Genomic DNA, 8,904 nt, shown 5'->3' on the forward strand with positions numbered 1-8,904 from the left:
GAATACCCCTACGGTATGGCTGGTTGGCGGGGTAGACAAGGGCAATGATTACAAGCCCCTGCTGCCGCTCGTTCGCGAGAAGGTCAAGGCGATCGTTTGTATTGGGCTCGACAATTCCAAGATCAAGGAAACCTTTGGGAACGTGGTCGATCTGCTGGTAGAGACCTATGCCATGTCTGAAGCCGTTAAGGTAGCTTATAAGATTGCAGAACGTGGGGACACCGTATTGCTGTCACCGGCCTGTGCAAGTTTTGACCTTTTCAAAAATTACGAGGACCGTGGTAACCAGTTCAAGGAGGCCATCAAAAATTTATAGTATTGAAGAAATTTGCCGGAAATATAGGAGGAGATAAAGCCATCTGGGGCCTGGTTGCCCTGTTGGCCCTGTTTTCCTTTTTACCGGTATACAGTGCCAGCAGCAACCTGGTATATGTAGTGGGGAATGGGACAACCATAGGGCACCTTGTAAAACACGGGCTGCTGTTGTTCCTCGGATTTGGTATTATCTACGGAGTACATAAGATCCCTACACATTTTTTCAAGGGACTTTCTATTATAGCCATGCCTCTGGTGCTCGTCCTGCTGGTTTTTACCCTGGCTCAGGGCACCACCATTGATGGGGCCAATGCCAGCCGGTGGATCCGGATCCCTTTTGTGGGGATTACCTTCCAGACCTCCAACCTGGCAGCTGTAGTCCTCATGATCTATATCGCCCGGTATCTCGGGAAGATCCGCGAGAAAAAGATCTCCTTTAAGGAAAGCATCCTGCCCCTTTGGACACCGGTATTCTTAATTATTATGCTCATCCTCCCGGCGAATTTCTCCACAGCCGCCATCCTGTTTTTTATGGTCTTGGTGCTCTGTTTTCTGGGGGGATACCCCATGAAATATCTCGCTGGGATTGTAGGTGCAGGTATTCTTACCCTCACCCTTTTTGTGCTTACAGCCAAGGCTGTTCCGGATTTGTTCCCTAACAGGGTAGATACCTGGATAAGCAGGGTTGAAAGTTTCTGGGATCCGGCAGATACGGAGGGGGATTATCAGATTGAAAAAGCCAAGATCGCCATTGCCAATGGGGGAATAGTGGGGAATGGAGCGGGAAAAAGCGTAATGAAGAATTTTTTACCCCAAAGCTCCTCAGATTTCATTTATGCGATCATCATTGAGGAATATGGGCTGCTAGGCGGACTAACCCTGATGTTTATCTACCTGCTGTTGCTGTTCAGGATCATTGTCGTGGCGAATGCCAATGAGACCGTATTTGGCAAGTTGCTGGTAGTTGGGGTGGGATTGCCCATCGTATTTCAGGCCCTGATTAATATGGCTGTGGCAGTGGAATTGTTTCCGGTTACGGGGCAGACCTTACCGCTGATCAGCAGCGGGGGTACTTCCATCTGGATGACCTGTCTCGCCATTGGGGTGGTATTAAGTGCAAGCAATAAGGCGAACCGGCGGTTCGAGATGGATAAGACAGTAGTTGACGAGAACAACCCTTTAGAGATTTTGAGTGGGCAACTATAGGTTTATTCTCTCGGGGGGCGGCACAGGCGGACATATTTACCCGGCCATAGCCATTGCAAACGCACTTAAAGCGCGGTATCAGGATGCGGAATTCCTGTTTGTAGGGGCAAGGGACCGGATGGAAATGGAAAAAGTACCCCAGGCGGGATATAAAATAGAAGGACTCTGGATTAGTGGATTGCAACGGAAATTAACATTAAAAAATCTGCTATTCCCATTTAAGCTCATGAGCAGTTTGTTGAAGTCAGGAAAAATAGTAAGACGGTTTAAACCCGATTTGGTGGTCGGGACAGGTGGTTTTGCCAGTGGCCCACTGCTTCAGGTGGCGGCAAAACGCGGCATCCCGTGTGTTATACAGGAACAGAATTCCTACGCCGGCCTTACCAACAAGCTTTTGGCAAAAAAGGTAGCCCGCATCTGTGTAGCCTATGACCATATGGAGCGCTACTTCCCCGAGGAGAAGATCGTTAAGACCGGAAATCCAGTACGGGAAAATATTTTGGCCGCTGAGGTCTCCAAAAGTGAGGCCCGGGAGTTTTTTAGCCTGGAACCGGGCAGAAAAACCCTCTTGGTTATAGGCGGTAGTTTGGGTGCCAGGCGGATCAACGAGCTGATCGAAGCACAGCTCGGATTGTTCAAAGAGCTGGGGATACAACTAATATGGCAATGTGGAAAAGGATATTACGAGCAATACAAAAAGCACGATCAGCAGGGGGTCCGGGTGTTTGACTTTTTGAATCGGATGGACCTTGCCTACACCTCGGCGGATGTGATCATCTCTCGAGCTGGGGCGAGTTCTGTATCGGAGTTATGTATTGCAGGGAAACCGGTGATTTTCATTCCATCACCCAATGTGGCTGAGGACCATCAGACCAAGAACGCCATGGCCCTGGTGGAAAAATCCGCCGCCCTGATGATCAAAGAACAGGACCTGGAACAGGATTTCCCCCCTGTGTTTCGTCGCCTCATGGGTGCAGACGAAGAGCAAGAAAAACTTGCGAAAGCAATTAAGGAACTGGCCCTTCCCAGGGCAACTGAACATATAGTAGAAGTAATAGCATCCCTGTTGGAACGCTAATATGGAGTTAAAGGAGGTACATAGCGTTTATTTCATTGGTATCGGAGGCATCGGTATGTCTGCACTTGCCCGGTATTTTCAGCAGACGGGGAAGGCCGTGGCGGGCTATGACAAGACGGAAACGCCTTTGACAAAAGCGCTGGAAGCTGCAGGCATTCAGGTAGGGTATAAAGACCGCCTGGAGGATATCCCTGACGTTTTCCGTAACCTGGCAAATACCCTTGTGGTGTATACCCCTGCCGTTCCGGACACCCACCAACAACTGAACTTTTTCAGGAATCATGGCTTTTTTATTGAGAAACGCGCAGCGGTCCTGGGAATGATCACACGGGACACGTATTGCTTCGCAGTGGCAGGCACCCATGGAAAAACGACCACTTCCTGCATTCTGGCCCATTTACTCAACGAGGCTGGTACACCGCTTACCGCATTTCTCGGAGGTATCTCGGAGGATTTCAACAGTAACTTCCTGATGCGTGGAGCGGATTTTACGGTAGTGGAGGCCGATGAGTTTGACCGGTCCTTCCTGCACCTTTCTCCTGACGTGGCCTGTATTACTTCAATGGATGCAGACCATCTCGATATTTACGGAGATCACGAAAGTCTCAAGCAGTCGTTCCTTGAGTTTTCCCGGAAACTAAAACCGGGAGGTACTCTCTTCGTGCGGAACGGCCTGCCCATTCCGGGCTTCACCTACGGCATAGAGGACGATTCGGACTACTGTGCCAGAAACCTGCAAATAGATCAGGGAAGTTATGTCTTTGATCTGCATACCCCGGAGACCACCTTCCCGGGAATCCGTTTTAACAAACCCGGCAGGCATAACCTGCTCAATGGTGTCGCTGCAATGGCCATGGCCCTGAGGTCGGGGTCAGAACCCGGTAACCTGGTCCGTGCCATGGATTCATTCAAAGGGGTACAAAGGCGATTCTCCTATGCCCTTAGGCAACCGGACTTTGTCTTTATCGATGATTATGCCCATCACCCGACTGAAATCGATGCCGTTTATGAGGCCGTGAGGGAAATGCACCCGCATAAAAAAACACTGGTGGTGTTTCAACCGCATTTGTATTCCAGGACGAGGGATTTTGGAGAAGAATTTGCAAAAAGCCTAGAAAAATTCGACCGGATATTTCTCCTCGATATTTATCCGGCCAGAGAAGAACCCATTGAAGGTATCACCACCGAATGGTTACTGAATAAAATCAAAAACCCTAACAAAAAAAGGGTGGAAAAAAGTGAGATCAGCAAGGAAATCATCAAGGATTTGCCGGAGGTCCTGATTACCCTGGGAGCTGGAGATATTGGACTCGAAGTGAATAGCATAAAAAACGAACTGGCACATGCGCATTAATTGGAATTATTTAAAATTGTTAGGATTAACCATCTGTTTAACAGGTCTTTATGCCTTTTCTGATTATCGTAGCAATCAACGTGAGGTGAACGGGATCGACATAGAATTTGTAGGTGAAAACAGCTTGTACGTCAATCAGGACGTCGTTAATAAATTGTTAATACAAAATTATGGGTCCCTAAAAAACGTCCCTAAAGAAGACATAGATTTGAATACTATAGAAAAGGTCATCGAGACCAATGATATGGTGAAAAATGCCCAGGTCTATCTTACTATTAATGGAAAACTTAACTCGAAAATTGTACAAAGGCAGCCTATCGGACGCATAGAAGGACCGGCTTCCTTCTACCTGGATGAAGAGGGTAAAAAAATGCCCCTTTCCAGGATGCATTCTGCCCGCGTTCCAATCATTACGGGGAAAATTACGGGGAAAAGCCTTGAGGATGTGTATGTGATATTGCAATTCATCAATGATGACCAATTTTTGAGGAAGAATATCATAGGCATCCACATTGAAGAAGAAGATAGCTATCAACTCAGGTTCCGGGTAGAAAACTTTGTGGTTAACCTGGGGGATGTTACCGATCTGGAGGAGAAGTTCAGCAACTTCAAAGCTTTCTATGCAAAGGCAATGAAAGACCAGACGTTGGATGATTACAAAATTGTAAGCTTAGAATTTGACAACCAAGTGGTATGCACCAAAATTTAGAAAAAATGGAACAGGTAAATTTTTCGGTGGGGTTGGATATTGGGACAACCAAGATCGTGGCCATAATCGGTAAGGAGAACGAATACGGCAAAATTGAGGTGCTGGGTATCGGCAGGTCCAAAAGCCTTGGTGTACACCGGGGAGTGGTGAATAATATCACCCAGACCATCCGATCCATTCAACAGGCCATAGAAATGGCAGAAGCCGATGCCGGCGTTAAAATTGGTTCAGTGGTCGTAGGGATTGCGGGACAGCATATCCGCAGCCTGCAGCACAGTGACTATATCACGCGGCCCAATTCAGAAGAAGTGATCAACGAGGAAGACCTTGAAAAGCTGTGTAACCAGGTATATAAACTGGTGATGCTCCCGGGGGAAGAGATCATTCACGTTCTGCCCCAGGAATACAAGGTAGACGGGCAATGCGAGATCAAGGAGCCCATCGGGATGTATGGCGGGCGCCTGGAGGCCAACTTCCACGTAGTAGTAGGGCAGGTCTCCTCCATAAAGAACATTGGCCGGTGCATCAAAAGTGCCGGACTGGACCTGGGTAACATCACCCTGGAACCCCTTGCCTCTTCAGAAGCGGTATTGAGCCAGGAAGAAAAGGAAGCAGGAGTTGCCCTGATCGATATAGGAGGGGGAACCACAGACCTGGCCATTTTCAAAGATGGGATCATCCGGCATACCGCGGTTATTCCCTTTGGTGGGAACGTCATCACCGAGGACATCAAGGAGGGATGTTCCATTATAGAAAAACAGGCCGAGCTCCTGAAGATCAAGTTTGGATCTGCCTGGCCCGGCGAAAACAAGGACAATGAGATCGTTTCCATCCCGGGATTGCGGGGCAGGGAACCAAAAGAGATTACGCTGAAGAACCTGTCCAAGATCATCCATGCCCGTGTTGTGGAAATCGTGGAGCAGGTCTACCTGGAGATCAAAAACTACGGGCACGAAGACCAGAAGAAAAAGCTGATTGCTGGTATTGTACTTACCGGTGGCGGCAGCCAGTTGAAGCATTTGAAGCAATTGGTGGAGTATATCACCGGGATGGACACCCGTATAGGATACCCCAACGAGCACCTGGCCGGGGATTCTGATGAGGAGATCGCCAGCCCCCTTTATGCCACTGCCGTTGGTCTACTAATGAATGCCATTGAAAATAGGGGCCGTATCCGTAGGGCAGAAACCGGGGAAATGGGCATGGAAGAGGAGATGGTGCTGGAAACCCATGCAGAAGGAAATATGGAGCAGGCCGCCCAACCGCGAAAATCGGTTTTCGAAAAGTGGTCAGAGAAACTGAAGGACTTTTTAGATAACGCAGAATAAACCTACATACAAGCAGATAATAACCAGTAAGAAAAACAAGATGAGCAAGAACACCGAATTTGATAGTATTTCCTTTGATCTTCCCAAAAATCAAAGCAACGTCATAAAGGTCATCGGCGTTGGGGGCGGAGGCAGCAATGCCATAAACCACATGTTCCAGGCAGGCATCAACGGGGTCGATTTTGTGATATGCAACACCGACGCACAGGCCCTGCAAAACAGTGCAGTGCCTACCAAAATACAGTTGGGCGTGTCCCTTACAGAAGGACTTGGGGCAGGGGCCAACCCGGAAGTAGGAGAACAAGCCGCCCTGGAGAGCATGGAAGAGATCAAACAGATGCTGAGCCGGAACACCAAAATGGCCTTCATTACCGCTGGTATGGGTGGAGGAACTGGTACGGGTGCCGCACCTATCATTGCAAAACAGGCCAAGGAGATGGATATCCTTACTGTTGGGATCGTAACTATGCCCTTTCAGTTTGAGGGTAAAAACCGATGCAAACAGGCTCAGCTGGGAATTGAAAGGCTGAGGGAAAATGTGGATTCCCTCATCGTGATCAATAACAATAAACTGAGGGAGGTGTATGGTAACCTGGGCTTTAAGGCCGGATTTTCAAAGGCAGATGAGGTGTTGGCTACAGCAGCCAGGGGTATTGCCGAGGTAATTACCCATCACTATACCCAGAACATCGACCTGCGCGATGCCAAGACCGTATTGGCCAATAGTGGTACCGCCATTATGGGATCTGCTACGGCAACGGGTTCTGCACGTGCTCAGGAAGCCATCATGAAAGCACTGGATTCCCCCTTGTTAAACGATAATAAGATCACCGGGGCCAAGAATGTACTCTTGCTCATCGTATCAGGCGCCCAGGAGATCACCATCGACGAAATAGGGGAGATCAATGACCATATCCAGATCGAAGCAGGCCATGGGGCCAACATCATAATGGGTGTTGGGGAAGACGAAAACCTCGGTGACGCCATTGCTGTTACGGTTATCGCCACCGGATTTAATATGGACCAGCAGAACGATATCGTCAATACCGAAACCAAGAAGATCATACATACCCTGGAGGACGACCAGAAAGCCGAACAAAACTGGGAACAGGAAGCTCCCACCGTCCGCCATACACTGGACATGGAAGAGGAGGTTTTTGAGCCGGTAATACGTCATGAATTGCCCAGCGAGGAGGAATTTATGGAACTCATCCCCACTACGCAGTACATCAGGAATTTCAATGTTTTCTATGAAGAGGTGGTCGCCGAAGAGGTGAAGGAGGAGGATTTCCTTATCATAGACGCAGAGCAGCAGCTTCGGAATATTGAAGTGATCGATGCCGAGGTAGTATCACCGAAACCTGTAGACAAGGACCAGATGGCCTTTAGTTTTGACTTACCGCTGAATGAGAAATCTTCAGATGAGGAACAGGCCGATAACGTTATCACGTTTAGCCTTGACGATGAGGTACGCGATATGGATATCAATGAACACATCGAAGTGATCCCTGTTTTGGATTATAACAAACAGGGGGAAACACGATACAGCCTTGAGGATTACATGGAACTGGAAAATAAACTCACCGGTGCAAAATCCAAGGCGGAGGAGTTTGAGCCGAAGATCGTTGAAGACGAACTGGTATTTGAGAAAAAAACCATCCAACCTGAGGAAGGGGGCAATGAAGAGAAGCCCTCCGAAATAGATCCGGTAAACAGCTCCATTGAGGACCTGCTCCGGGAACGGGCGGATGAGCGCAGGCGAAAGCTGAAAGACTTTAATTACAAGTTTCAGAACAACCTGAGCAATATAGACGAGATAGAAAAGGAACCAGCCTACAAGCGCCAGGGGGTAAACCTGGATGAAAACCCCAAGGACGGCAAGGTTTCCAGGACAACATTGGGTGAGGACAGCAACGACGAGATACAGTTGCGGTCCAACAACTCCTTTTTGCACGATAATGTGGATTAGTCTTTTTTTGTTAAACCATGATAAGCCCGGAAGCCTAACGGTTTTCGGGTTTATTTTTTATCTTCGTTAGCCTAATAAACGCGGATATTATGGGACTACAAAAACAGGTGATGGAGGAGATGAAAGCAGCCATGAAGGCCAAGGATACAGTGGCTCTGGAATCGCTCAGGGCGATTAAATCTGCCCTGCTACTTGCGCAGACCGATAAGGGGGCAGGAGGGAAGTTATCTGAAGCCGACGAGGTAAAGTTGGTACAAAAGCTGGTCAAGCAGCGGAAAGACAGTGCTGCCATTTATCAGGAGCAGGGACGGGACGACCTGGCCGCACCAGAGCTGGCCCAGGCCGAAATTATAGCGAAGTTCTTACCGGAACAGCTTACCGAGGAAGAAATAGAAAAGGTAGTGGTCCAGACCATCGATGCCCTGGGGGCCAGCGGGATGCAGGATATGGGCAAGGTAATGGGTGTGGTCACTAAAGAACTGGCCGGACAGGCCGACGGCAAAACCATCTCTACTATTGTCCGCAGTAAACTTTCCTAGACGTGGTGAGCACGGATCCTAAACGTAACAGGCTTGAAGAGGAAATAAGTAAGACTGTACAGAAGGTCAGGCGTTACGAGGAAATGACCCGGCCCATTGCCCCGGACAATGCCATAGGCAGGGTGTCGCGTATGGATGCCATCAACAATAAGAGTGTGATGGAGGCCGCCCTGAGAAAAGCGCAACAACGATTAGCGGGATTACAAAAGCATTTGGACCTGCTGGGAACCCCGGAATTTGGCAAATGCCCGAAATGTGGAGAAAATATCCCATTTGAACGTATTTTATTGGCTCCGGAAAGCAGTTTTTGCGTAAATTGCGCCCGCATTTAGGCCGCGTAGTTCAACTGGATAGAATATCAGATTTCGGCTCTGAGGGTTGGGGGTTCGAATCCTCCCGCGGTCAC

The 8,904-nt window shown here is 48.7% G+C and carries 8 protein-coding genes, 1 tRNA gene and 1 pseudogene; all 10 read left to right on the top strand.

Annotated features, from left to right (window positions below):
* Nucleotides 1-316, top strand: a pseudogene (locus tag AC4E7D_RS07750) (UDP-N-acetylmuramoyl-L-alanine--D-glutamate ligase); the annotation flags it as partial.
* Between the two features lie 2 nt (nt 317-318).
* The gene (locus tag AC4E7D_RS07755) at nt 319-1,521 is read left to right on the top strand and encodes an FtsW/RodA/SpoVE family cell cycle protein (protein WP_490173240.1); all 1,203 of its coding nucleotides are present in this window, start codon (nt 319-321) and stop codon (nt 1,519-1,521) included.
* Nucleotides 1,508-2,599, top strand: coding sequence for an undecaprenyldiphospho-muramoylpentapeptide beta-N-acetylglucosaminyltransferase (gene murG / locus AC4E7D_RS07760; RefSeq protein WP_490173241.1), 1,092 nt, complete (start codon nt 1,508-1,510; stop codon nt 2,597-2,599). Before AC4E7D_RS07755 ends, murG begins: the two co-directional genes overlap by 14 nt.
* 1 nt (nt 2,600) lies before the next feature.
* A complete protein-coding gene (murC, locus tag AC4E7D_RS07765; RefSeq protein ID WP_490173242.1) occupies nt 2,601-3,953 on the top strand; it encodes a UDP-N-acetylmuramate--L-alanine ligase in 1,353 nt (450 codons plus the stop codon).
* Nucleotides 3,943-4,662: a cell division protein FtsQ/DivIB gene (locus tag AC4E7D_RS07770; RefSeq protein WP_490173243.1), complete on the top strand. Its 720-nt coding sequence runs from the start codon at nt 3,943-3,945 to the stop codon at nt 4,660-4,662. Before murC ends, AC4E7D_RS07770 begins: the two co-directional genes overlap by 11 nt.
* Nucleotides 4,663-4,667: 5 nt before the next feature.
* Nucleotides 4,668-5,990, top strand: a complete 1,323-nt coding sequence (ftsA, locus tag AC4E7D_RS07775; protein WP_490173244.1) for a cell division protein FtsA — start codon at nt 4,668-4,670, stop codon at nt 5,988-5,990.
* Nucleotides 5,991-6,030: 40 nt separating this feature from the next.
* Nucleotides 6,031-7,959: a cell division protein FtsZ gene (ftsZ, locus tag AC4E7D_RS07780; RefSeq protein ID WP_490173245.1), complete on the top strand. Its 1,929-nt coding sequence runs from the start codon at nt 6,031-6,033 to the stop codon at nt 7,957-7,959.
* 89 nt (nt 7,960-8,048) lie between these two features.
* Nucleotides 8,049-8,498 (top strand): GatB/YqeY domain-containing protein, encoded by a 450-nt coding sequence (locus tag AC4E7D_RS07785; RefSeq protein ID WP_490173246.1) that lies wholly within the window; start codon nt 8,049-8,051, stop codon nt 8,496-8,498.
* 5 nt (nt 8,499-8,503) lie between these two features.
* Nucleotides 8,504-8,830 (top strand): TraR/DksA family transcriptional regulator, encoded by a 327-nt coding sequence (locus AC4E7D_RS07790; RefSeq protein ID WP_490173247.1) that lies wholly within the window; start codon nt 8,504-8,506, stop codon nt 8,828-8,830.
* Nucleotides 8,830-8,903 (top strand) — tRNA-Arg (locus AC4E7D_RS07795). Before AC4E7D_RS07790 ends, AC4E7D_RS07795 begins: the two co-directional genes overlap by 1 nt.
* Nucleotide 8,904 lies beyond the last annotated feature (1 nt).

This window comes from Lentiprolixibacter sp., from assembly GCF_982873095.1.